This window comes from Thiomicrorhabdus sp. Kp2 (assembly GCF_000478585.1).
In the GTDB taxonomy this organism is placed as follows: Bacteria; Pseudomonadota; Gammaproteobacteria; order Thiomicrospirales; family Thiomicrospiraceae; genus Thiomicrorhabdus.
Genome location: NZ_ARWI01000001.1, coordinates 12,705 through 37,129 on the forward strand (window position 1 = coordinate 12,705; position 24,425 = coordinate 37,129).

Below are 24,425 nucleotides of genomic sequence, written 5' to 3' on the forward strand. Positions count from 1 at the left end.
TTTAGATGAGTATTTTAATTGATAGCAATACTAAGGTTATCTGCCAAGGTTTTACAGGGAAGCAAGGAACATTTCACTCAGAACAAGCGATTGCTTACGGCACAAAAATGGTCGGTGGCGTTACGCCAGGTAAAGGGGGGCAAACCCATTTAGGTCTTCCTGTTTTTAATACGGTTGCCGAAGCGGTTGAACAAGCGGGCGCAGAGGCATCTATGATTTATGTGCCGCCTGCGTTTGCGGCAGACTCTATTATTGAAGCGATTGCCGCGGGTATTAAAGTCATTACCTGTATTACAGAAGGTATTCCCGTTGCAGATATGCTTAAAGTACGTGCGGTTTTAGAAAAGTCAGATGCGTATTTAATCGGGCCTAACTGCCCAGGGTTAATCACGCCAGGTGATGGAATGGAAGGCTGTAAGATTGGGATTATGCCAGGGCATATTCATTTGCCAGGTAAAATCGGTATTGTTTCTCGTTCAGGAACCTTAACCTATGAAGCGGTTCACCAAACTACACAAAATGGCTTAGGGCAATCGACTTGTGTGGGCATTGGTGGAGACCCAATTCAGGGTATGAACTTTATTGACTGCTTACGTCTGTTTCAAGAAGATCCACAAACCCAAGGTATTATTATGGTGGGTGAAATTGGTGGTCAAGCTGAAGAGGATGCTGCTGAGTTTATTAAAGCCAATGTGACTAAACCTGTTGTGGCGTACATTGCGGGTGTAACCGCACCTGCTGGTAAACGTATGGGGCATGCTGGAGCTATTGTAAGTGGTGGCAAGGGAACGGCCGAAGCTAAATTTGCTGCACTTGAAGAGGCGGGGGTAACGGTTGTACGTTCACCTGCTGATTTAGGTGCCGCAATGAAAGAGCAACTGGCTTAATTCTTTTTAAACAAAATAGAAACCAAAACTGGGCAGAGTAAACTGTTTGCTTTGTTCAGATAAATGTCGGTTTACAAACCTAAATAAACAAAAGCAAACGATCTATTTACTGTGATTACTGTAAAGGGTTTAGTAAAACTTTGCAGTAAAACTTACCAGGCCTGTTTGTATTCTTCTCATCGCAAAAAAAGAGATTCTCAATGACTCAAAATGTAACCGTTGTTATGGGACAAATCGACCCAATTGTGGGCGATATTTCGGGTAATGTTGATTTGATTGTGGCCGCCGCAAAACGCGCCAGAAAAGAACTTTCTGCAGATATTATTGTCTTTCCTGAAATGACTATTACGGGTTACCCGCCAGAAGATTTATTACTACGAGAAGGGCTTTACGCTCAAGTTAATCAAGCATTAAGTCGTCTCTGTGAAGAGTTATCAGATATTGTATGTGTGGTGGGTTATCCCATGATGGATGAACTTGGTGAGCGCTTTAATATGGCTGCTTGGATTGAAAACGGTATGATTCAAGCCAGTTACATTAAACAGAACCTGCCTAACTACAGTGTGTTTGATGAGCAGCGTTATTTTACGGCTGGTCATAATCCTTGTGTCGTTGAGTACAAAGGGATTCACTTTGGCATCTTAATTTGTGAGGATATTTGGAAAATCACGCCTTGTACTCAAGCTAAAGAAGCGGGTGCGGATGTGATTCTTAACTTAAATGCCTCGCCTTTCTCTGAAGAGAAACATCAAGATCGAATAGCGACTTTACAGCGACGTGTTGATGAGATTAAAAAGCCGATTATCTATGTCAATCAAGTCGGTGGACAGGATGATTTGGTGTTTGATGGTGGCTCTTTTGCGATGTGTGCTGAAGGTGATGTCTGTGTTCAGGCGCCAGAGTTTAAAACCGATTTAACCCCTGTTAATCTCGTTAAACAAGCGGATTCTGTGGTGATACTTGAAGGCGTAAAAGCACCGTTATTTGAGGGTGAAGCACGTATTTACGAAGCACTGAAAATGGGGGTAAAAGACTATGTGGTTAAGAACGGTTTTCCTGGGGTAATATTGGGATTATCAGGTGGTATTGATTCCGCATTAACTCTGGCGATAGCGGTGGATGCGTTAGGAGCAGATAAGGTTGAGGCGGTAATGATGCCTTTCCGTTACACCGCTGAAATCAGTAAAGAAGATGCCGCTCAGCAAGCGACTACATTAGGTATTCAGTACCAATCGATTCCTATCGAAAACATGTACTCGGCGTTTGAAGCTGCGCTTGCAAGCAGTTTTGAAGGCAAAGAGGCGGATTTAACCGAAGAAAATTTACAGGCTCGTATTCGCGGTACTCTGTTAATGGCGATTTCAAATAAGTCAGGTAAGATGGTTTTAGCGACCAGTAATAAGAGTGAAGTGGCGGTTGGCTATTCAACACTTTATGGCGATATGGTCGGTGGATTTTCACCGCTTAAAGATGTGCCTAAAACTTTAGTTTATCGTTTAGCGGAGTATCGAAACTCTTTGTCGGAGTGTATTCCTGAACGTGTTATCACTCGTCCACCGTCTGCAGAATTACGTCCAGATCAATTAGATCAAGACTCTTTGCCAGATTACGATGTGTTAGATGCCATTATCAAACATTACGTTAAGTTAGATAAGACGCCAGACGAAATTATTGCAATGGGCTATCAAGAAGGTGAAGTGCGTAAAGTGATTCGTTTAATTGAACGAAGTGAGTACAAGCGTCGTCAGTCGGCACCTGGCATTAAAATTACCCAACGTGCCTTTGGTCGTGATAGACGTTACCCAATTACCAGTCATTATTCGGAATAACGAATAAATAGGGCATAAAAAAAGCGACTTTTATAAGTCGCTTTTTTATTGTACTGATGATATTAAATGGTTTAGTTAAAACCAACCATCAAACATACCAGTAAAGCTTGACCACCAAGAGCTGTCTTCTTTCTTTTTAGGTGTGTTTGGCTTCTCGCTGTTAGTTGCTTGGCTTGAACCAAAGTCAATATTAATGGCTTCTTGCTCAGCATTTTTGTTCAATTCATAGACACGCTTAATATCTTCAGCGGTTTCAGTCATTCCTAACTTGCTGTAGGAGTTTTCTAAGATTTCGAGTGCCTTAATGGTGACTGAGGCTTGTGGAAAGTTTTCTAGAATGTATTTTGCGCGGTTAGCCGAAGCCAAATAGGCTTGTTTGTTGTAGTAAAAGTTAGCGACTTTTACTTCATGTCTGGCCATTTGATTACGCAATATAATTAAACGTTTGCTTGCCGCCGTGGCGTATTTGCTATCAGGGAATTGGTTTAATAATTCACTGTAGTAGCCATAAGCACGTTTTGCAGATTTTACATCGCGGGTTGCAGGGTCGGTGATATAGTTATCTAACCAGCTACGAATAATAGAATCTGCCGATAAGGCTTTTAAATAATAGGCATAAGCGAGTTGTTTATGTTTTGGAAACAGTCTAATAAACTCATCTAACTCAACAATGGCTGATTCAGGCTCATCATATCGGTAGTAGGCGTAAGCTAATTCAAGGTGTGTCTGTTCTGCATAGCGGCCATAAGGGAAATACGCTTTTAACTTTTCATAGTTTTGAATGGCTGTGTCCCACTGTTGATCTTGAAAAGCTTCAGTTGCATCAGTATAAAACTCTTCTACCGTCTTATCATCATCTGGTTTTTCAATTAATCCATTTAGGGTGGAGCAGCCTTGTAAACTCAGGCTTGAAACTAACATTAAGGATAGTAGCGTTTTTTTCATGTTTGTTCGGTACTCTTAGGTACAATAGGCGTTAAAATTGTCAATAATTGTATCACAAATATTGCATATTCAATGATTGCCTTTGCATAAAAACACCGCTGTGATAATTGCTTGCTCTGAGCGTATTTATTGGGTGTAAAATGACTCAGGCAAATAAGACGGTATATAAGAAGTAAAGGTAACCTTTTGACAACACAAACACTCACAGCCAATATTCCACACGAAGCCCTAGGTGAACGCCTTGATGTGGCATTATGCCCACTATTTTCTGATTACTCGCGCAACCGCATTCAGCAATGGATCAAAGACGGTAATGTAAAGTTAGATGGTGAGGTTTGGAAAAAGCCAAAACTGACTGTCTTAGGTGGTGAAAAGGTAGAGTTGATTGCTGAAATTGAAAATACAACCGAAATTCCAGCGCAAGAAATTGAATTAGATGTGGTTTATGAAGATGATTCGATTATGGTGATTAATAAACCACCAGGCCTGGTGGTTCACCCAGGAGCAGGCAATCCTGATGGTACCTTAATGAATGCGCTATTGTTCTATAACCCAGCCTTACGTGAAGTGCCTAGAGCAGGTATTGTGCACCGTTTAGATAAAGATACCTCTGGTTTAATGGTGGTGGCAAAAACCATTCAAGCGCAAACTAGCTTGGTTGATCAGTTACAACGCCATGAAGTAGAGCGTATTTATGATGCGGTTGTGGTGGGCAAGTTAGCGCGAGGTGGAACCGTTGATAAAGCGATTGGTCGCAGTCCTTCTGACAGAAAAAAGATGGCGGTACGAGCCTTTGGTGGTAAAGAAGCGGTTTCGCATTATCGTGTACTAGAACATTTTAGAGAACACACTCGTGTGCGTGTTAAGTTAGAAACTGGGCGTACTCACCAAATACGTGTGCATATGGCGCATTTAGGTTATCCGTTGGTAGGTGATCCTGTTTATGGATCTCGTTTTAGAATTCCTAAAAAGATGCATGAAGAGTTTGTACAATTCTTGCGTGGTTTTCATCGTCAAGCGTTACATGCTGGCGCTTTAAGTTTAAAGCACCCAGTAACAGGTAAAACCTTGAAGTGGAAGGCTGCTATGCCTGATGATTTGTTTGAATTGGTTGATGTGTTGCGTGAAGACCTTGAACTTTATGAATCTCAACAGCTGGGTTATGACGAGTTTGATTATGATTATGGTGTTGAGGTAGAGTGGGTCACAGATGAAGATATTCCCGATTAATTGAGCAAAGTTTTCAAAAGGTTTTTCAGTTATGTTTATCAGTCCAAATTGGCCCGTACCTAAAAATATCAAGGCTTTTTGTACGACTCGTAAAGGTGGGGAGAGCAAAAGACCTTTTGATTCTTTTAACTTGGCAACTCATGTCGAAGATGATTTAAATACGGTTTTACAAAATCGTCAATTGCTGCAAGAAGTCGCCCACCTTCCTTCAACGCCCATTTGGTTAAATCAACAGCATACCGATAGAGCTATCTCCTTAGTAGCGGATTCTGAATTCACTCAGCCACCTATTGCGGACGCCAGTTGGGCACAAACGCCAGATGTGGTTTGCGTGGTTATGACGGCAGACTGTTTGCCTATTTTAATCACCGATATGGATGGCACTTGCGTGGCCGCAATTCATGCAGGTTGGAAAGGTTTAGCGGATAGGATTGTTAGCAAAACCATAAAAGACCTACCTGTTGAACCCGAAAAATTAATGGCTTGGGTTGGTCCAGCTATCTCTCAACAGCATTTTGAAGTAGGTCAAGATGTGTTTGATGCGTTTATTGCAAAGGATATGAAACATAAAGCTTATTTTGAAATAAAAGAGCAAGCCGAAAATAAATATCTTGCTGACTTACCAGGCCTGGTAACTTCAGAATTGAATGCGTTAGGTGTTAATGACGTTTATCAAAGTGGATTATGCTCTTACGATGATGAAGAGCATTTTTACTCTTACCGAAGAGACGGTAAAACAGGGCGTATGGCCTCACTGATTTGGATTGAAAAGCCAACTGAATAACAAGCGTTAAAAGGAAGTTAGCGAATAATCAATGCGTTTTATTTACCTAGGTGAAGGTATTTTTCAGCGCGATTAATATCTTCAGCCAGTCCACTCAATACCAAATGGTCATCTATTCTCAGTGTCGTTTCGCCATCTGGGTTGTCGCCACGAACATGTCCGCGTTTAATGGCGTCTACATTCACATTAAAACTATGTAGGTTTAAGTCTTTTAATTTAATGCCCACCGCATAAGCAGAACTATTCAATATAACCGTATGAATAATACCGCTCATTACCTGGTGTTGTTCAAGTGGGTTGTCATCTTCTCCAGGGTAGAAGTTTTCAAGTAGTTTATAGCGTCCTTTACGTGCTTCTCGGGTGGCTCTAATCACTTTACTAGCAGGCTGTCCAAGCATTAGCATTAAGTGAGAAGAGAGCATAATGCTTGATTCAAATGTATCGGGGATAACTTCCGTAGCGCCAGCTTCCATCAACTCATTTACGTGTAAATCATCTAAGGTTCTGACCAAGATTGGAATTTCTTTATTTATGCGTCGTATGGTCTTTAAAATTTTAATGGCCGAGTGAAAGTCACTGAAGGTAATCATAATGACCTTGGCTTTATCTATGGAGGTTGCGTGTAAAATTGTCTCTTTAGCCGCATCGCCATAATAAACACGTTCGCCTGCGGCACGTGCTTCGTGAACACGTTTGATATCCATATCTAACGCAATAAACTCCTGATTAGAGGCATGTAAAAAGCGGCCAACCGTTTGCCCAACACGCCCAAAGCCGCACAAAATGACATGCTCGTTAATGTGTTTGGTGTCTTTTGAGATGGTGTGTTCAACTTCATGTTGGTTTGCGGTATAACTACCACTCAATTTCTTGGCGATTTTGCCATTAAACTTCACTAAAAAAGGAGCTATCGACATGCTCAATACGGCAGAGGTTAATAGAATATTACCAATTTCTTCTGGTAGCAGTTTGTAGGTAAAGGCTAAGGTCATTAACACCAAACCAAACTCGCCCACTTGAGAGAGCGATAGAGCAATACGTAATGAGACGCCATTTTCTTTATTAAAGACACGTGACACTAAATAGAGTACCGAGCCTTTTACCACAAAAATGGCAAGGGTTAAGGCTAAGATAACCAGTAGGTTTTCTGATAACACATCAAGGGAAATCAGCATACCTACGGTCACAAAGAAGAGGCCTAATAAGATGTCTTGAAATGGGCGGATGTCCGATTCGATTTGATGGCGATACTCCGTTTCACTTAACATCATACCCGCTAAAAAAGCCCCTAAAGTCATGGAAAGTCCCATCTCTTCAGTAAAGGCCGCTGCACCTAATGCAACGGTTAAAACGGCAAGGGTAAAGAGTTCTTGAGATTTGGCTGAGGCGACTTCATGAAAGAGTGGGCGTAATAGGTATTTGCCAATTAAATGCATAATCACGACTACTAAAACCCCTTTAACAAACGCCATAGTGAGCGCCCAGGTTAGGGCGTTGTCGTCTGAACCACTCATGGCCAGGGCAGGAATCAAAATAAGCAAAGGTATGGCCATTATGTCTTGAAATATCAATATGCCCACAGTGGCACGTCCGTGCCGTGATTGGATTTCAGACTGTTCGGTTAACTGTTTGATAACGATAGCGGTTGAGGAGAGTGCAAAAGCACCAGCAATCACAATATTGGTGTTGGAATCTAAACCTGCTAGGTGTCCTAAGAGATAGACAACCGTGGCAGTAATTAAAACTTGTGCGCTGCCTAAGCCAAATACCTGCTTACGCATGGCGATCATTTGTGCGATTGAGAATTCTAGCCCTATTGCAAAAAGTAAGAATACAATGCCAAACTCGGCTAAAAGACTAATGGTTTCCTCTTTGGCAATAAAACCGAAGCCATTTGGCCCAACAATAATACCAACAATGATGTAGCCTAAAATGGGTGGAAAGTGAAGTCTTCTTGAAACGGATACCGCAATGACGGCGACCGTCAAGAGTAATACTATATTTAAGAGTAGGTGATCGTGCACAGTAGGTATCTCATTGAAAAGCGTTTTAATTGTGTGGGGTTTATGTATAGAATTTAAGTACTAACATATTGAATTTTTGCATTTAATTCAATATGTTTTAATCATTTATATGTGTTTAAATTAACTTCTTGTCATTTTAAAACGCATGGATAAATCAATACAGCGTAAGTGTTTGGTAATCGCACCTGTAGAAATAAAATCAACATTAGTTTCTGCAAGGGTTTTAAGGTGCTGAATCTCTACATTGCCTGACACTTCAAGTTTTGCTCGGTGATTGACCAATGTTACCGCTTTGTGCATCATCTCAAGTGTGAAGTTATCTAGCATGATAATATCCGCACCGCCTTCTAACGCCTGTTCAACTTCGTCCAGGTTTTCTGTTTCTACTTCAACGGTTTTACCAGGGTGTTGAAACTTAGCCAGACCAATCGCTTCAGCAATGCCACCTGCGGCAATAATATGATTTTCTTTCAATAAAATAGCATCATATAAACCAATACGATGATTTTGACCACCGCCACACGCTACGGCATACTTTTGTGCTAAGCGTAAGCCTGGTAAAGTTTTACGGGTATCTAATAGTTTGGTTTTGGTATCCAGTAACGGTTTAACGTATTCAGCTGTAGTGGTGGCTGTACCTGATAGCGTTTGTAAAAAATTCAGTGCTGTTCTTTCAGCGGTCAAAATATTGCGTGCAGAGCCTTTAATCGTACAAATTAACTGATCAGGTTTAACTTCTTCACCCTCTTCACATAACCACTCTACGGTAAGTTGTTCGTCTACTTGTCTAAAGACTTCATCAAACCATGGGCGTCCACAAATGAAAGCGGTTTCTCGACAATAGATATTGGCAACGGCTTGTATATTTTCTGGAATCAGCCCCGCGGTTAAATCCCCCGTTTTAATGTCTTCATCTAAAGCCAGTGATACAGTTTCTTCAATATTCTCAAAATAGTTAATGTCGTTCATAGTCGTTTTTTTATTTGTGAGTTAAGGTGCATTAAATTGCGTATTTTTTATAATGGGCTGTATTATACCGAAATAGCCAATGTGAACTCTACCAATACCCAGAGATTGAAATAAAAAGAATATGCCAATGCCTAAAACAGATTTATACGCAATAAATACTCCTTTAACGGTGGATAAAAAAACGGGGTTAATTGTGGGGGGGGAATATATCCAGAGCCCAAACTTTGATAACCGCCCCAATAATGAGTTACCAGGCCTGGTGGTTGTTCACGGAATCAGTTTGCCACCAAATCAATTTGGTGGAGAGGGTATTACCCAGTTATTTACCAATCAGTTAGACCCTAAAGAACATCCTTATTATGAAGCTATTCAGCATTTAAAAGTCTCTGCACATGCCTTAATACGACGTAATGGTCAAATTATTCAATATGTTCCGTTTCATAAACGAGCTTGGCACGCGGGTGTTTCTGAGTTTGATGGACGTGAACGTTGTAATGATTTTTCGATTGGTATTGAATTAGAGGGTACGGATCAAACTTGTTACACCGCTTCTCAGTATCAATCCTTATCGCGTTTGATTAAAGCATTATGGGATTCTTATCCATCGATTAAAAGAGAAAATCTAGCAGGACACTGTGATATCGCACCTGGTCGGAAAACCGATCCAGGTGAGTATTTTCTCTGGTCTTCTCTTAAACGTTTATTAGAAACCTAATTTATAGAGTTAATATTGCAGAACTTACGTTACCTAACTTAGGTTGCGCGTTAAATGCCTGTTAGCATCAATCCAATGACATCATTATTGTAGCCATCGCCGTTTTTGTATTCTCTGTAGCCCGTGCTCACTTTGTAGCCAACAAGGTAGGTGGTGTTATTCCATTGCCATGCAATAGTGTCATTTTCACCGTTTTCTGCTTCCAGTACCTCTTTAGGCATATTGAGAATGCTCTCTGCTTTGATATCAGGATGGGTCGATGAGATGACTTTTCCATCGCGATCGATGTAGGCACTAAATGTGGTTTTATTGATGGCATCGTTTAGGTACTTGGGTTCAGTTTCTTTTAGCATGGCAAAAAACTCAGGTTTAGAGTCAAAAATCAATGCGATACCACCTACATTGGTATTTAAGTCTTCCCACGCTTTGACTGGCGCATGATAAATATAAGTATATTCATTATCATATAGTTCAGATTTGTGAAATTCTGAAACCGTATAAGATTGAGTATCTTGCAGTTTTAAACAGCGAGCCGTTTCAGTCGGTCGTGGAAGAGTTGTGCCCACAATATGGTTTTCTGATTCATTAGACACAGCGAGTATTTTGCCTGAATTATCATATAAAATAATATTGGTATAAACGGTATACAGGCTATTAATATAAGCGAGTATCTTGGTTAAACGTTTACTCTCTTCAGGTGTAATACTTCCTATTTGGTGGTTTTTAGTCAAAATTTGTCTAAAGCTACTGTTTAAAGCCCACCAGCGGCAGTCATTCGCTCTTTCATAAAGGTTTCTGTCCATAACATCAATTGCCAAAGCCGCACTAAATGACGCTTTAGACTGAATTGTGTCAATCAATACTTGATGAATATGCCTAATGAATCGAGAGAAAATATCCTGAATTTCCAAGCTAATCACTTGAAAGCGGTCAAGAATAGGCAGGAATGACTTTACCTCTCGTTTTAAAGACATGATTTTGCCGTTTAAAATTACCGTTAATAAGAGGGTGCTTACCTTAAGGTTTGTCTGTTCTAAATCCTGTAAATAAAGAGGGGATTCTTTAGGGATTTCAATGCCAAGATCTTTTTTATTCTGTTTGTCTTTAAACGCATCATTCATTTCAATTTCGGCATAGCCTAACCAGGGCAAACCATAGAAGCCCTGGTACCCATTTGTTTTGGTTGCAAATCTTAATGTATTGCCGTTTCTTACGGGTTTTGAATCTTCAGAGAAAGAAGCTGTGAATTGAGTGCCCAAAGATTTTTTGCTGTTGTTTGAAGCGATTACCTTTTGCTCTTTATCAAGTAACATTAAGGTATAGCCCGTCTGATTTTCAAGAGCGCGAAAAATGTCTTTCATTTCTTCGTCAAAATTGAAGCTTAGGCATAGCACACCAAGATTCTGTTCCGATCCGTTTTCATTGGTTTGTGTGATTTTTTTTGCGTAAATCAGTGAGGATTGGTTCACAAACAAATCGGAGTTACGAAAAACTTCTACATAATCCTCTTTGGTGTTTAGGGCTTCTTTAATTAAAGGGTCTGATGAGTGGGTAACTGGGTTAGACTTATTTAACTTAGCCTTAATATCACCATTTGGTTTTACTAAAACAATATCATCATATACCGTGTATTTAGCCACATATTCTTGAATACGTTGGTCTATAAAATCATCGTCTTCAGAGGTAATGTTTTCCTTCGCCATAAACTCAATAAGGTCATCATCGGTCGCTAAAAACCCCACATCAGCGGTTCGTTCAAATAAGTTACGAATTAAAATATCTATAGTGGTTTGAGCCTTCAGCATGATTTCACTATTAGCCTGGTTTAAGTAGCGGCCAATCAATTCGTTAATCATAATATCTCTAAGGTTCTGAAACTCTTTTTGAGTTTCAACGATTGAAACTAGCAGCTGAGAATCAATATTTTCATTATTGATTTTGCCGACCATGCCAACTGTACTCCACCATAAATCTTGGTGTTCAAGCTCTCCAATGTAAGCTTTTACTGCTGGAAGATAATTAATATAGGATTTATTGTCTAGTGAACTATTTTTTTGAGTCATCTTGAAGGCTTTGTCTTATAACGTATGTTTTTGGAAAGGTTTGTAACTTTTTGTCACGTTATGGCTAAGCAGGTTGTATTCCAGTTTTTGTTATAGGCTGTTTTTTTAGAGAAAAAAAGATTTTTATGCGTGTTTATACTGGTTTTGAGGGGTTTTACGGTGGTTTATTAGTGGCTTAAAATGAAGGATATGAATATTTTGGATCAGGCATGCACATATTTAAAACATCTTTACCAGTCTGTATAGATAAAAGGTTTGGTTTTTGAGTTTTAAATTGACCTAGGTTTAAGCGTTAATGGCTATGGTTTCAAAAAAACACTTTAAATGTGATTAAGAATATTTTGTTTTGATTGTAATCAAAGCAAGGATTAGGCTATCCACCCAGTCTTTTTTGGTTGTGTGGTGTTTTCTTGTTTAGGGCAAAACTTTAAACAAGGTTCGCCAGAGGTTTCTAAAACCACATCACTTGGCATTCGTCTTGTTTTAAACGCAAACGCTTTACACCCTCTTGGTGAATTGGCATCCCATGTTATATAAAAATGCTGGCATTTAAAGCAGTCTATTTGATTAGTTTTATTCATGTTTCTGTATAAAAATAAGTAAATTCTTAAATAATAGACACTGTGCTATTATGCGATTCTGGTTATAAGTAGTCGTTATTGAGCATAAACAAAAGTTTGTCTAAATTGTCTTTCGTCAACAAATATTCAACTTTTTACGATTTTACGTTGCTTTACGTTAGCTTTTCTTAATAATGTAACTAAATAGTTTAAATAACATTCTACTAAAAAATTAAATGTTTAAAAGGGTAATCAAATGAGTAAAGTTGGCCTATTCTACGGAACGGATACAGGTAATACAGAACGTGTTGCAGACATGATTAAAGACAAAATTGGTGCAGATATTTGTGAAGTGCACGATATCGCCACAGCCAGTGCTGCTGATTTTGCCCAGTATGACAATATTATTCTAGGGCAACCAACCTGGTACTACGGTGAACTACAAAGTAGCTGGGATGACTTTTGGGAAGACTTTAAAGGTATCGACTTTACAGGTAAAACAGTTGCCTGTTTTGGTCTAGGTGACCAAGCGGACTATTCAGAATATTTTTTAGACGCCATGGGTTTAATGCACGATATCGCTATTGAAAATGGCGCAACCCCAGCAGGTTATACCTCAACAGACGGTTTTGAGTTTGATGAATCAAAAGCCATTACTGAAGACGAAGCGTTCTTTGTTGGTTTAGGAATCGATGAAGACCAACAACCAGAGCACACTGCTGGCCGTGTTGATGAATGGGTTGACCAAATTAAAGAAGAGTTTGGTATTTAAAGTTGAAATCTAAAATTTAAATTATTTGTTTAAATTCTATTTTACTCTAAAGCCACTTAGCTATATTGCCTAAGTGGCTTTTTTTATGTGTGTTGTAAATTATTTAACCTATCTATAAGAAAATCACGGCTTCGCTAAATTTATATAAAATCGACTTGGTAAATAGTAATAAATTTAGGCTGTTACACAACCTATTGTTTAAAAGTATATGGTGGTGTGAAGTTTAGTAATTATATAAGATATTTTTATTAATACATATTAAAAAACTTTGGTATGATTTCTTTTATGAAAATAAAATCATTTGTTTTTTCGTTAGTTTTAAGCCTTGTCACGGTTAATGTTTTATCTGTGTCGCATAGTGCTGTGCATTTTTTTCATGCAGACGAAACTCACGAATTGTTAGTCAATGCCTATAATCAAAGCCAAAACCATACTCATTCTCATGATATTGAGGCTGAAGAAGAGTTGCATAATGAGCATTCTTTTGAACTAGGGGGCTTTTTTTGTGACCTTTTTGATGAGGTCGCGCATTCTGCTTTTGTTATTTTTTCTTTTATAGTTGAATTTTTATGGCTTGCAGCCGTCATTCTTTTAACGCCTCTCTTAGTTACCGTTTATTCAGCGGCCTTTTATCCTAATTTTTGGGGGCGCGCGCCTCCTGTATTCTCTTCTATTTAAAATCCAAATTATAAAGTCGTTTAGCGAATCCTTGTCTTTGGTTAGTACCAAAAAGATGAGTGTGTTTTGCTGGACTTGAATATTATTTGAGAATTTTACTCGAGAGATAAGCTGCATAAAATTAAAGCAAATCATCAAGTTTTAATCATTTTTATCTGTTCATTTATCTCGTGTAAAACTCTCTACTTATAAAGTTGAAGAGAATTAACCATGAATTACTCCATTTTATATCGTGCCGTCTTTTTGGGATTGACGCCGATGATAATTTCTACACAAGTTAGCGCGCATGAAGAGCATGATGCTGTCATGTTAGACACCATCAAAATAGAAGGTCAAGTCAATCAAGATACCTTTGATAGAGAAGTCAATACAGAATATTTAGAGCGAACGCAAGCTCAAGATTTGCAAGACATTTTTAAACTAGAGCCATCGGTACAGGTCGGTACGGGGTCAAGAAATGGTCAAAAAATATTTATGCGTGGTGTTGAGGACTTGCACTTAAATGTACAGGTTGATGGAGTTCGTCAAGGGTCAAATAACTTTCATCATCAAGGTCGTGTTGATGTCGATCCCTTTTTATTAAAAAAGGTTGAGGTTAAACCAGGGCCAGCAGCGGCAGATGCCGGGCCTGGTGCTTTGGGCGGTAGTGTTAAGTTTGAAACCGTAGATGCACAAGACTTGTTAAAGCCAGGCCAAACCGTTGGCGCACGTATAGGCGCTAATTATGAAAGCTCAAGTAATCTAACTGGCGGCATGGCTACCGTTTATGGTAAAGCGGGTGAACATGCTGGTTTATTAGTGCATACACGCCGTAGCAGTAATGATGCAATGCGTGCAGGCGGAGGAGATGATCGTGATTCTACGGCGGGCTGGCATGAAGACTATCAAATTAAAGCAAGTCTATTAGATATGGACGGACATAGCTTACGTCTTAATGTTCAAAATCGTGTAGATGATGGTGGCGATTTACGAGCTAACTTTCCATGGGAAACCAACTATGGAACGACAAAGGCAGGTGAGGACCTAAGTATTTATGATAGCTCACAGAGCCTTAATTACGGTTATCGTCCAGAAGGGCAAGATAAGATTGATTTAAAGTTTAGTATGTATAACTCAAAAACAGGCTTAAAACATGTCTTTAATTCTAAAGATGCAGACTGGCGAACTTTAGGTTATGGTGGTGATTTACATAACACCTCGTTATTTAAAACAGAATCTATGACACACGCCTTAACCTATGGTGTCGATTATTTTTATACTGAAGGTCAAGATGACACAGAAGGTAATCCTTTATTAAAAGAGCACGGTTCTAATACAGGGGTTTACATTCAAGACCGTATCGATTTAGGTGCGGTACGTTTGTCAGCAGGTTTACGTCAAGACAGTTATCAAGCTAAATACGATAATCAATATGATGATTCTGGCTCCGAAATTTCACCCAATATTAGCGGTGAATGGGATCTATTAAAAGGCGATACGAACCTAACCTTATTTGCAGGTTACGGTCAATCGATTAGAGGTGGTCGCCTTAACCAAGCGGGTTGGATTCGTAAATATCCAGCCGATCCTACAACTTTTCAATTGGGTAAAAACGGCAGTTTAAAACCAGAAACTGCGCACCAAACTGAATGGGGTGCACGTTGGCATGACGTTAATTTCTTTACCAAAAATGATCATATTGGTGTAGACGTTACTTTTTACGACAACGTAATTAAAGATTATTTAATTACCCCTGGCGAAGGTTCTGCAGCTACAGACAGTCTTTATAATGCCGATGGCGATGTAACTTCTAAAGGGGTTGAAGTAAGAGGCCACTGGGGTGTTCGTGATTTATTACTCAGTTTAAGTTACAGCCATAATAGATTCCGTGACTATGAAGGGTTACCTGGTGATACCACGGGTTCTTCAGCTCGTGTTGGTGCTTCAACAGGTGATCGTTGGGTGTTTGATGGAACATGGGATGTAAAACCGAACGTAACACTTGGTTATACCTTAACAGCGGTAGATAAACTTACCGATGTTCGACCTGGTAGCCCTGAAAAACCGGGTTATTTGGTGCAAGATATTCAGCTTCTATGGCAACCGAGCATTGCAAAAGATGATTTGCATATTACTTTAGCACTTGAAAACATTACCGACGAACGTTATGCCGAACATACCACGGTTCGTACCTACTATAACGGCAGTGAACTCGCTAGTTGGGAATCAGGACGTAACTTACGTGTAGGGGTTGAATGGCTTTTTTAAAATTATTTAAATAAAGCAATCTTAGCTAAAACACAATTATAAATTGTTTGAAATAATAGCCACTTAGATACTGTTTCTAAGTGGCTTTTTTGTTATCTTTTTTTAGTTGTTTTTTTTATTATTTTTACTTTTACCAGGCCTGGTAAATTCAATTAAACTGGTTTGCAATAATTGGAGTCAGAGTGAAATTAAATTAATAACTTATTGATATTATTTATTATATTTAAAATAATTTTACTCTTATCTCAATCAAAATAAAGTAGCTGGGATGACTTTTGGGAAGATTTCAAAGGTATCGACTTTACAGGTAAAACAGTTGCCTGTTTTGGTCTAGGTGACCAAGCGGACTATTCAGAATATTTTTTAGACGCCATGGGTTTAATGCGCGATATCGCTATTGAAAGCGGCGCAACCCCAGCAGGTTATACCTCAACAGACGGTTTTGAGTTTGATGAATCAAAAGCCATCACCGAAGACGAAGCGTTCTTTGTTGGTTTAGGAATCGACGAAGACCAACAACCAGAACTCACCGCTGGCCGTGTTGATGAATGGGTAGACCAAATTAAAGGAGAGTTTGGAATTTAAGTTTTAATACACAAGCTAATAAAAGATTAGCCTTTCTTAAAAAAACACCGTTTAGAACAATATCTAAGCGGTGTTTTTGTTTTTCTAATTTACCAGGCCTGGCAGGTTATCTTAAACTGATACATGGCCAGCCATTTTCTTTAGCAATCGCTTGCAGTTTTTCATCACCATCTACTACCACTGGGTTGTCTACTATTTCCAATAATGGCAGGTCATTAAAAGAGTCAGAGTAGAAAAAGCTACCATCCAGGGTTTCTTGTTCGCGCTTTAGCCATTCATTTAAACGTGTGACTTTTCCTTCTTGAAAGGTAGGAATGCCATCAACTTCACCAGTGTAGCGATTATTGATGATTTCACCATTAGTACCAAGCAACTCAGCAATGCCATAACGTAAGCCAATTCTGCGGGTAATAAAGGTGTTGGTAGCGGTAATGATTATGACTCGATCACCTTTTGCCTTATGTTGATCAACTAAAGCTTGTGCCTTTGGCAGAATGATTGGCTCAATAAAGGTTCTCATGAATTCCGCGTGCCATTCGTTTAGCGTTTCCATGCTTTGCTCACTCAATGGTTTTAAAGCAAAACGTTGGTAAGCAAAAATGTCTAAGTTTCCACTTTTGTAATCTTCATAAAATTGGGCATTTTGTTTGGCAAAGTCTTCGGCATCAACATGGCCACTTTGTACTAAAAACTCTCCCCAAAGAAAGTCGCTGTCGTTTGCTATTAAAGTGTTGTCTAAATCAAAGATCGCCAGTGCCATAAGTTTCTCAATATTGCTTTTTTAATGTGAATGTTTGCGGTGCTAATCGTAATCTAAAGCGTTTATACAAACAAGCTAAGCCCTTGTAAATTGTAATTGCAAACCGTAAATAGTAATTAAATATGAACAAAGCAGTGATTTTGGATTGAAAAAACCTCAATTTTTAGGCACTATTAAATAAATAAAAATTTTAGGCTAAGGTTCTCATGATAGATTCAGATGGATATCGGCCAAATGTCGGTATCATAATTGTAAATAAAGAGGGCAAGCTGTTTTGGGGAAAACGCATACAACAAGATGCATGGCAGTTTCCACAAGGAGGGATTCGTGAAAACGAAACTCCGCAACAAGCCGTCTTTAGAGAGTTAAAAGAAGAGGTAGGTTTAGACCCGTCTGATGTTCGTGTTTTAGGCAGAACGCAAGATTGGATTAGTTATGATTTGCCCAAACATTTAATACGCCACTACAGCCAGCCAGTGTGTGTTGGCCAAAAACAGATTTGGTTTATGTTGGGATTAGAGGGCGAGTCAGATCGCATTAATCTTAGTCACCATGAAACCCCTGAGTTTGAAGATTGGGATTGGGTGGACTATTGGCGACCTGTTCAAGAGGTGGTGAGTTTTAAACAAGCGGTCTATCACCAAGCTCTGACCGAGTTAGAAGATTCTATAAATACCTTTTGGTTAAACCGTAAGTAATTTCATCTTATCTAAACCACTTAGATTGATAATAGTCTGAGTGGTTTTTTTATGTCTAAAATTTGTTGTTGAGCTGATTTTTTGTGTTGTTAACTTATTGATATTTATCATGATAGAAAAAGCCTGAAAATGTGTCGTTGAAAATATCCTTTATCTATAAATGATTAGCTTTCAATAGTTTATAAGCTTTTTATGATGTCTTTAGCTTGTTTTAGGCCTTCTAATAAGGGTTACAATGTGATTTTTGTTAAAAAAATGTTATTATTCACCAAATTTTTTGTCTCTTTTTAACCCTGTTTGCCGTTCGTTCATGGCGACTTACAAAAGGGCAACTTTAAGAAGTGCCCACTAAGAGAATGCTTTGGAACACTAAGTAGCTGGAGCCCAAAGTAACAATTGTTGGCGGTACACTGTATGACCTACGTTGTATCGAACCCCTTCAGGCTTACCCAGCACCTGAAGAAAAATTATCCAACCCATTGAGGTAATCATCATATGAGCGAAAATTTCGTTGACCAGGATCCACAAGAAACTCAAGAATGGCTAGACGCCTTAGAAGCGGTAGTTTCTTTTGAAGGATCAGATAAAGCACAGCACATTATTGCGACTTTAATTGAAAAGGCGCGTGTGCATGGAATTGATATTCCGTACGCAGCAAATACGCCTTATTGCAATACCATTGCCGAAGAAGAACAAGCACACTATCCAGGTAACGTTGGCATTGAACAAAAAATGCGTGCAATGTTACGTTGGAATGCGATGGCAATCGTATCTGGCGCAAACAAGAATACCAGCGTAGGTGGTCACATTGCCTCTTATGCATCAAGCTGTACTTTATATGAAGTAGGTATGAACCACTTCTTCAAAGGTCCTAAGCACGAAAAAGGTGCTGATATGATTTTCTTCCAGGGGCACACGGCGCCTGGTATGTACGCACGTTCATTTATGGAAGGGCGTTTAAATGAAGAACAACTTAGAAATTACCGTCAAGAAGTCGATGGTAATGGTTTATCTTCTTATCCGCATCCTTGGTTAATGAGTGATTACTGGCAGTTCCCAACGGTTTCTATGGGTCTTGGGCCGCTAATGGCAATTTACCAAGCACGTTTTATGAAATATATGGAAGCACGCGGTTTAGCTAAGACTGACGGACGTAAGGTTTGGGCGTTCTTAGGTGATGGTGAAATGGATGAGCCAGAATCACGTGGTGCGTTACAGCTTGCTAAACGTGAAAAGCTAGATAATCTTGTATTTGTTATTAACTGTAACTTACAGCGTTTAGATGGCCCGGTTCGTGGTAACGACAGCATTATTCAAGAACTTGAAGGTGTGTTCCGTGGTGCTGGTTGGGCAGTCACTAAAGTGATTTGGGGTTCTGGTTGGGATCGTCTTTTACAAAAAGACACCTCTGGAAAACTGATTGAGCGTATGGGTGAAGTGGTTGATGGTGAGTACCAGGCTTACAAAGCTAAAGACGGTGCTTTCGTTCGTGAACACTTCTTTGGTAAATACCCAGAAACCGCAGCACTTGTTGCCGATATGACCGATGACCAAATCTTCAAACTTTCTCGTGGTGGTCACTCTCCTCGTAAAATCTATAACGCTTATAAACGTGCAGAAGAGACTAAAGGGCAGCCAACGGTTATCTTAGCGAAGACCGTTAAAGGTTACGGAATGGGGCCATATGGTGAATCGGCTAACACCGCTCACCAACAGAAAAAATTGGATTACGAAGGGTATAAATACTTCCGTGACCGTTTTGCGATTCCATTCTCAGATGAAGATTTAGCCAAACAAGTGCCTTTCTATGTGCCAGACGAAGACTCTGATGTGATGAAATATATGAGAGAGCGTCGTGAAGCTCTAGGTGGTTCATTACCTACTCGCCAAGACAACGCTGAACCACTTCCAGTTCCAGCATTAGAAACCTTCAAAATGTTAACTGAAGGTACTGGCGACCGTGAAATGTCAACCACTATGGCGTTTGTGCGTATCGTATCTATTTTGTTACGTGATAAGGCAATCGGACCACGTGTTGTGCCAATCATCCCTGATGAAGCACGTACTTTCGGTATGGAAGGTCTATTCCGTCAAGTCGGTATTTACGATCCAGCTGGCCAGTTATATGAGCCAATGGATAACGATCAGTTGATGTGGTACAAAGAGTCTTCAAACGGACAAGTATTTGAAGAAGGGATCAACGAAGCGGGTGCAATGGCTAACTGGATTGCGGCCTCTACAGCTTATGCAAACTACGGCGTAAGCATGATTCCTTTCTATATCTACTACTCAATGTTTGGTTTCCAACGTATTGGTGACTTGGCTTGGGCAGCGGGTGATTCACGTGCACGTGGTTTCTTAATTGGTGGTACAGCAGGTCGTACTACACTTGAAGGTGAAGGTCTTCAGCACCAAGATGGACATAACTTAATTCAGTATGATCACATTCCTAACTGTATTTCTTATGACCCTACATTCGCTTTTGAAATGGCTGTTATTATTCGTGACGGTATCAAGCGTATGTTCCATGAGAAAGAAGATGTTTTCTATTACATCACTGCGATGAACGAAAACTACTCACACCCTGCTATGCCAGAAGGGTCTGAAGATGACATCTTAAAAGGTCTATACAAATTTAAAGACTCAACCGCTAAACACAAAAACCGTGTTCAGTTAATGGGCTCAGGTACGATTTTCCGTGAAGTGATTCAAGCGGCAGAAATGCTTGAAAATGACTGGAATGTTGCTGCCGATATCTGGGGTGTACCAAGTTTCAACTTGCTACGTCGTGATGGAGTTGAAGCAACGCGTTGGAACACAATGCACCCAACTTCAACACCTAAAGTACCGTTTGTCACTGAAAAGTTACAAGGTTCTGAAGGGCCATTCATTGTGGCTACGGATTACATCCGTGACTACCCAGAGCGTATTCGTCAATATGTTCCTGGTGACTATTATGTATTAGGTACAGACGGCTTTGGTCGTTCTGATACGCGTGAACAGCTACGTAAGTTCTTCGAAGTTAACAGCCAGTATGTGGTTGTAGAAGCACTTAAAGCGTTAGCTGATGCTGGAAAAATCAAGCCAGAAGTGGTGGCAGAGGCCATTACTAAGTACGGCATTGATAGCGAAAAAACTTTCCCAGTACACGCTTAAATGTTGCAAGCCGTTAGCTTTGGTCTAGCGGCTTTTTTCATTAGGGTGTTTTTTTGAATAAAACAGATTACAAACACCCGAATACCGAATTTTTGAGACCTTAGCAAAGAACATAAATACTAAGGCCTCCATACAAAGGAAACTTTGACATGGCGATACAACAAATTACGATTCCAGATATTGGTGATTTTGACGCAGTTGAAATCATTGAAGTCTTAGTCTCAGTAGGCGATACCGTTGCCGTTGATGACTCATTATTAACTTTAGAATCTGATAAAGCGACGATGGAAATTCCATCGCCATTTGCAGGAACAGTAACCAAAATTGCTGTTGAAGTAGGTGGCAGTGTTTCAGAAGGTGATTACGTTTTAGATATTGATGTCTCTGATGATGCAGCGGCAGAAAAACCTGAAGCCGCGAAAGCAGAAGAAAAACCTGCCCTGGTAGCCGAAGCTCCTAAAGAAGCACCTAAAGCCGCTGAAAATCATAAAGCGACCACCATCACGCACGCTACCGTTGAAACCTCTCCCATTGTGGCAGCAGCGGCTAATAAGCCAGTTAATGCTCAAGACATGGGGTCAAAATCTCACGCCTCACCATCAGTACGTGCATTTGCTCGTACTTTAGGTGTTGATTTAACTAATGTTGCTGGTTCAGGGCCAAAAGGTCGTATTCAGCAAACAGACGTTGAAGCCGCAATTAAAGCGGTAATGAGTGGCCAAACAGCGGCACCTGGTCAAGCGGCTATGAGTGGTACAGGTATTCCGCCAATTCCAGAAGTCGATTTCAGTAAGTTTGGTGAAACCACAACTGAAGAACTTGGCAGAATCAAGAAAATCTCTGGTAAGTTCCTACATGCAAGCTGGTTAAACGTACCTCACGTCACTCAGTTTGATGAGTCTGACATTACCGAGATGGATCAGTTCCGTAAAGATCAAAAAGCCGCTGCCGAGAAGCAGGGTGTTAAATTAACACCACTGGTTTTCGTAATGAAAGCCGTGGTTAAAGCGTTACAAGACTTCCCAAGCTTTAACGCTTCACTGTCTTCGGATGGCCAATCCATCATCAAAAAATCTTACTACAATATCGGTATTGCAGTAGATACACCAAATGGCCTAATGGTTCCAGTGGTGAAAGACGTTGATAAAAAAGGCATTTACGAACTTTCTCGTGACCTAATGGAAATCTCTGCTAAAGCACGTGATGGTAAGTTAGGGCCAGCCGATATGGCAGGTGGCACGTTCACCATCTCTAGTTTAGGTGGTATTGGTGGTACTCAGTTCACACCAATCGTAAACGCACCAGAAGTGGCGATTATGGGGCTATCTAAAGCCAAAATGCAGCCAGTTTGGAACGGTTCAGAATTCATTCCACGCTTAATCATGCCATTCAGCGTCTCTTACGATCACCGTGCTATTGACGGTGCGGAAGGCGTTCGTTTCACCACTGCGGTTGGCAACTACCTGTCTGACCTACGTCAGCTGATTCTTTAATAGGAGCTTAAGATGAGTAAAATTATAGACATCGTTGTTCCAGACATCGGCGATTTCGCCGAAGTCGATATTATTGAAGTATTGGTTTCAGCGGGTGAAGAAGTCGCTCAAGATGACTCTTTAGTGACTTTAGAATCAGATAAAGCCACGATGGAAATCCCTGCGCCATTCGCAGGTAAGATTGTTTCTTTCTCAGCAGAGGTGGGCGACAAAGTCAAAGAGGGTTCAATTCTAGGAACCATTGAAATTGCCGACCATAACACCGTTTTAGCGAATGTAGAAGAAAGTGTAGCGCCTGCTGAGCCAGAAGCACCAAAAACTGAAACGCCTGCGCCTCAAGCGGTTGCTGCCAGTGATTTACCTCCTGCAGATATTCAGTGTGAAGTCTTGGTTCTAGGTTCAGGCCCTGGTGGCTACACAGCGGCATTCCGTGCGGCTGACCTGGGTAAAAAAGTGGTGATGGTTGAGCGTTACAGCAATATCGGTGGTGTTTGCCTAAACGTCGGTTGTATTCCATCAAAAGCCTTATTGCACATGTCTGTGGTGTTAAATGAAACCAAAGAAATGAGCGCACACGGCATTACTTTTGCCGAACCTCAAATTGATATTGATAAGATTCGTGCTTTTAAAGACGGGGTTATCAATAAACTAACAGGCGGTTTATCAGGCCTGGCAAAAGCCCGTAAAGTAGAAGTCGTCACCGGTTACGGTAAATTCACATCAGGTAATACGGTTTCGGTAGAAGCAGACGATGGGTCTATTAAGACCATTGCGTTTGAAAAAGCGATTATTGCCGCGGGTTCACGTGTTATCAAATTACCATTTATTCCACATGATGACCCACGTGTTATGGATTCAACCGATGCCTTAGCTTTAGAAGAAATTCCAAAACGTCTATTGGTTATTGGTGGCGGAATCATCGGTCTAGAAATGGCGCAGGTTTATGACTCTTTAGGGTCAAAAATCACGGTGGTTGAGCTTGGAGATACCATTATCCCAGGTGCGGATAAAGACATTTCTAAACCACTGCTTAAAAAGATTAAAAAGCAATACGAAAACGTATTTCTAAAATCAAAAGTCACCAATGTCGAAGCCAAGCCAGAAGGCTTATTAGTTACGTTTGAAGGTAAAGGCTGCCCAGAAACCGACCTATTTGACCGTGTATTAGTTGCCGTAGGCCGTGCCGCAAATGGTAAGCTGATTGATGCAGACAAAGCTGGGGTTGCCGTAAACGATTGGGGCTTTATTGACGTTAACGAACGTCAAGAAACCAATGTAAGCAATATCTACGCAATCGGTGATATTGTAGGCCAGCCAATGCTAGCTCACAAAGCCGTACACGAAGGTAAAGTCGCCGCTGAAGTCATTTGCGGAATGCCAAGCGCCTTTACACCAATGTCTATACCATCGGTGGCCTATACCGACCCAGAAGTGGCTTGGGCAGGTAAAACTGAAGAAGAACTTAAAGCCGAAGGCATTGAATACGAAAAAGGCGCCTTCCCTTGGGCGGCTTCAGGTCGTAGCTTAAGCCTAGGGCGTGACGAAGGTCTAACCAAAGCCATGTTCTGTGCCAAAACACACCGTTTACTCGGTTGTGGAATGGTCGGGCCAAACGCAGGTGAGCTGATTGCAGAAGCGATGCTAGCAATTGAGATGGGTGCAGATATGCAAGATATTGGATTGACGATTCATCCGCATCCTACTCTAAGTGAAACGCTTTGTTTTGCGGCTGAGATGGCGGAGGGGACGATTACCGATCTAATGCCTCCTAAGCGTAAAAAGTAATTGGGTTGCGGCTAAAACGTGCCATTTCTGCGTTATGAAAATGATCACATACTTATAGTATGCTCAACATTTTCAAGCCTTGAACTGACAAGTTTTATCTCGCAACGATTTTGTTGCTGGCAAAGTAGTAATTGATTTCTAAATTTACCAGGCCTGGTAGGTTTGAACACTTAAAGAACCCGCTTTTTAGCGGGTTTTTTATTGGTTTTATTACGTATTTTTTAGGTTAATGGAAAATTTATGTA

The 24,425-nt window shown here is 40.3% G+C and carries 17 protein-coding genes and 1 pseudogene; 13 read left to right on the top strand and 5 right to left on the bottom strand.

The genetic code is table 11. The annotated features are described in order from the left end of the window. Positions 1-5 precede the first annotated feature (5 nt). On the top strand, positions 6-887 hold the full coding sequence (gene sucD / locus A379_RS00080; RefSeq protein WP_040724763.1) for a succinate--CoA ligase subunit alpha: 882 nt from the start codon (positions 6-8) through the stop codon (positions 885-887). A 200-nt stretch (positions 888-1,087) separates the two neighbouring features. Further along, positions 1,088-2,716, top strand: coding sequence for an NAD+ synthase (locus tag A379_RS00085; protein WP_040724765.1), 1,629 nt, complete (start codon positions 1,088-1,090; stop codon positions 2,714-2,716). A 75-nt stretch (positions 2,717-2,791) separates the two neighbouring features. On the opposite strand, the gene A379_RS00090 is transcribed toward A379_RS00085, so the two are convergent. Then, on the bottom strand, positions 2,792-3,661 hold the full coding sequence (locus A379_RS00090) for an outer membrane protein assembly factor BamD (protein ID WP_040724769.1): 870 nt from the start codon (positions 3,659-3,661) through the stop codon (positions 2,792-2,794). A gap of 186 nt (positions 3,662-3,847) precedes the next feature. Here A379_RS00090 and rluD point away from each other — a divergent pair, with 186 nt between their 5' ends. Then, positions 3,848-4,891, top strand: coding sequence for a 23S rRNA pseudouridine(1911/1915/1917) synthase RluD (gene rluD, locus A379_RS00095; RefSeq protein ID WP_040724773.1), 1,044 nt, complete (start codon positions 3,848-3,850; stop codon positions 4,889-4,891). A 31-nt stretch (positions 4,892-4,922) separates the two neighbouring features. Continuing rightward, complete coding sequence (pgeF, locus tag A379_RS00100; protein ID WP_040724776.1) at positions 4,923-5,675, top strand: peptidoglycan editing factor PgeF; 753 nt, start codon at positions 4,923-4,925, stop codon at positions 5,673-5,675. A gap of 38 nt (positions 5,676-5,713) precedes the next feature. Here pgeF and A379_RS00105 read toward each other — a convergent pair whose 3' ends face one another. Further along, positions 5,714-7,663 carry a monovalent cation:proton antiporter family protein gene (locus A379_RS00105; RefSeq protein ID WP_232744786.1) on the bottom strand — a complete coding sequence of 650 codons (1,950 nt, stop codon included), beginning with the start codon at positions 7,661-7,663 and terminating at the stop codon, positions 5,714-5,716. A 156-nt stretch (positions 7,664-7,819) separates the two neighbouring features. After that, the gene (gene nadC / locus A379_RS00110) at positions 7,820-8,668 is read right to left on the bottom strand and encodes a carboxylating nicotinate-nucleotide diphosphorylase (RefSeq protein WP_040724781.1); all 849 of its coding nucleotides are present in this window, start codon (positions 8,666-8,668) and stop codon (positions 7,820-7,822) included. Between the two features lie 127 nt (positions 8,669-8,795). On the opposite strand from nadC, the gene ampD reads away from it, so the two are divergent. Next, on the top strand, positions 8,796-9,383 hold the full coding sequence (gene ampD, locus A379_RS00115) for a 1,6-anhydro-N-acetylmuramyl-L-alanine amidase AmpD (protein WP_051144815.1): 588 nt from the start codon (positions 8,796-8,798) through the stop codon (positions 9,381-9,383). Positions 9,384-9,433: 50 nt separating this feature from the next. On the opposite strand, the gene A379_RS00120 is transcribed toward ampD, so the two are convergent. Then, a complete protein-coding gene (locus A379_RS00120; protein ID WP_040724784.1) occupies positions 9,434-11,446 on the bottom strand; it encodes a cache domain-containing protein in 2,013 nt (670 codons plus the stop codon). 816 nt (positions 11,447-12,262) lie between these two features. On the opposite strand from A379_RS00120, the gene A379_RS00130 reads away from it, so the two are divergent. The 4 genes and pseudogenes from A379_RS00130 to A379_RS00145 form a co-directional block, all read left to right on the top strand. Beyond that, on the top strand, positions 12,263-12,778 hold the full coding sequence (locus tag A379_RS00130) for a flavodoxin (protein ID WP_040724788.1): 516 nt from the start codon (positions 12,263-12,265) through the stop codon (positions 12,776-12,778). Positions 12,779-13,063: 285 nt separating this feature from the next. Continuing rightward, positions 13,064-13,456: a hypothetical protein gene (locus tag A379_RS00135; RefSeq protein WP_040724791.1), complete on the top strand. Its 393-nt coding sequence runs from the start codon at positions 13,064-13,066 to the stop codon at positions 13,454-13,456. 258 nt (positions 13,457-13,714) lie between these two features. Continuing rightward, entirely contained in the window at positions 13,715-15,703 is a 1,989-nt protein-coding gene (locus A379_RS00140) for a TonB-dependent receptor plug domain-containing protein (protein ID WP_157832325.1), read from the top strand. A gap of 285 nt (positions 15,704-15,988) precedes the next feature. Continuing rightward, positions 15,989-16,288 (top strand): annotated as a pseudogene (locus A379_RS00145) (flavodoxin domain-containing protein); the annotation flags it as partial. A gap of 106 nt (positions 16,289-16,394) precedes the next feature. Here the strand turns inward: A379_RS00145 and A379_RS00150 are convergent. Further along, positions 16,395-17,048 carry an HAD family phosphatase gene (locus A379_RS00150; RefSeq protein WP_040724794.1) on the bottom strand — a complete coding sequence of 218 codons (654 nt, stop codon included), beginning with the start codon at positions 17,046-17,048 and terminating at the stop codon, positions 16,395-16,397. Positions 17,049-17,254: 206 nt separating this feature from the next. On the opposite strand from A379_RS00150, the gene A379_RS00155 reads away from it, so the two are divergent. The 4 genes from A379_RS00155 to lpdA all read left to right on the top strand — a co-directional run bounded on the left by A379_RS00155 (position 17,255) and on the right by lpdA (position 24,180). Beyond that, complete coding sequence (locus A379_RS00155; protein ID WP_040724796.1) at positions 17,255-17,746, top strand: RNA pyrophosphohydrolase; 492 nt, start codon at positions 17,255-17,257, stop codon at positions 17,744-17,746. Positions 17,747-18,241: 495 nt separating this feature from the next. Then, on the top strand, positions 18,242-20,902 hold the full coding sequence (gene aceE, locus A379_RS00160; protein ID WP_040724798.1) for a pyruvate dehydrogenase (acetyl-transferring), homodimeric type: 2,661 nt from the start codon (positions 18,242-18,244) through the stop codon (positions 20,900-20,902). Between the two features lie 149 nt (positions 20,903-21,051). Continuing rightward, complete coding sequence (gene aceF / locus A379_RS00165) at positions 21,052-22,395, top strand: dihydrolipoyllysine-residue acetyltransferase (RefSeq protein ID WP_040724799.1); 1,344 nt, start codon at positions 21,052-21,054, stop codon at positions 22,393-22,395. Positions 22,396-22,407: 12 nt separating this feature from the next. Next, on the top strand, positions 22,408-24,180 hold the full coding sequence (gene lpdA, locus A379_RS00170; protein ID WP_040724802.1) for a dihydrolipoyl dehydrogenase: 1,773 nt from the start codon (positions 22,408-22,410) through the stop codon (positions 24,178-24,180). Positions 24,181-24,425 lie beyond the last annotated feature (245 nt).

What these genes read in the sequence shown, in the direction of transcription:
- A379_RS00135 (WP_040724791.1), top strand. Translation starts at nt 13,064, where the DNA reads ATGAAAATAAAATCATTTGTTTTTTCGTTAGTTTTAAGCCTTGTCACG.
- ampD (WP_051144815.1), top strand. Translation starts at nt 8,796, where the DNA reads ATGCCTAAAACAGATTTATACGCAATAAATACTCCTTTAACGGTGGAT.
- A379_RS00150 (WP_040724794.1), bottom strand. Translation starts at nt 17,048, where the DNA reads ATGGCACTGGCGATCTTTGATTTAGACAACACTTTAATAGCAAACGAC.
- A379_RS00085 (WP_040724765.1), top strand. Translation starts at nt 1,088, where the DNA reads ATGACTCAAAATGTAACCGTTGTTATGGGACAAATCGACCCAATTGTG.
- A379_RS00130 (WP_040724788.1), top strand. Translation starts at nt 12,263, where the DNA reads ATGAGTAAAGTTGGCCTATTCTACGGAACGGATACAGGTAATACAGAA.
- A379_RS00120 (WP_040724784.1), bottom strand. Translation starts at nt 11,446, where the DNA reads ATGACTCAAAAAAATAGTTCACTAGACAATAAATCCTATATTAATTAT.
- pgeF (WP_040724776.1), top strand. Translation starts at nt 4,923, where the DNA reads ATGTTTATCAGTCCAAATTGGCCCGTACCTAAAAATATCAAGGCTTTT.
- sucD (WP_040724763.1), top strand. Translation starts at nt 6, where the DNA reads ATGAGTATTTTAATTGATAGCAATACTAAGGTTATCTGCCAAGGTTTT.
- aceE (WP_040724798.1), top strand. Translation starts at nt 18,242, where the DNA reads ATGAGCGAAAATTTCGTTGACCAGGATCCACAAGAAACTCAAGAATGG.
- lpdA (WP_040724802.1), top strand. Translation starts at nt 22,408, where the DNA reads ATGAGTAAAATTATAGACATCGTTGTTCCAGACATCGGCGATTTCGCC.
- aceF (WP_040724799.1), top strand. Translation starts at nt 21,052, where the DNA reads ATGGCGATACAACAAATTACGATTCCAGATATTGGTGATTTTGACGCA.
- A379_RS00155 (WP_040724796.1), top strand. Translation starts at nt 17,255, where the DNA reads ATGATAGATTCAGATGGATATCGGCCAAATGTCGGTATCATAATTGTA.
- A379_RS00140 (WP_157832325.1), top strand. Translation starts at nt 13,715, where the DNA reads ATGATAATTTCTACACAAGTTAGCGCGCATGAAGAGCATGATGCTGTC.
- A379_RS00090 (WP_040724769.1), bottom strand. Translation starts at nt 3,661, where the DNA reads ATGAAAAAAACGCTACTATCCTTAATGTTAGTTTCAAGCCTGAGTTTA.
- nadC (WP_040724781.1), bottom strand. Translation starts at nt 8,668, where the DNA reads ATGAACGACATTAACTATTTTGAGAATATTGAAGAAACTGTATCACTG.